Below are 486 nucleotides of genomic sequence, written 5' to 3' on the forward strand. Positions count from 1 at the left end.
GCAACATGGCCGTGCTGTGGTTGTACTTAAGCCCGGTCAGTACCACTTCATTGCCCGTGCCGGTTATGCAGGCATAATTGTCTCCATGGTCCCCAAGATTTCCACCAGTAATAGACAGACCGTGATAAGGCTCTGAAAACTCTATCCTCGTAGTGCCATCCAGGACCCCCTTATACAGCTGCGCGGATTCTGTCCCCTGGGTATAACTGTGTACATACAGCCGGATGCCGGTTATGATATCACTGTGTTCCACACTTAATCCCAACCGGATATCTTTGGCCGTGAATTCGCTGGTGACCTCGGTCTGCTGTGGGTATATGTACAGTTGCCGGTCATAACTGGTGTCCACCAGGGCTCCAATGGCAAAGGCCAACTGCTGCAGGGCTACACGTTTCGTACATATTGGCAGGTACCCACTCACCCGCACATCGACATAAACATCATCTAAAAAGTATGTGATACCTTCTCCGGCCATAATACCGGCCA

At 51.0% G+C, this 486-nt stretch carries 1 pseudogene; it reads right to left on the reverse strand.

Going from position 1 to position 486, the window contains the following annotated elements:
* Nucleotides 1-486 (reverse strand): annotated as a pseudogene (locus tag LI015_RS28040) (hypothetical protein); the annotation flags it as partial.

Origin of the sequence: Enterocloster sp. 210928-DFI.2.20, assembly GCF_020554465.1 — a bacterium.
GTDB classification, from domain to species: domain Bacteria; phylum Bacillota; class Clostridia; order Lachnospirales; family Lachnospiraceae; genus Enterocloster; species Enterocloster bolteae.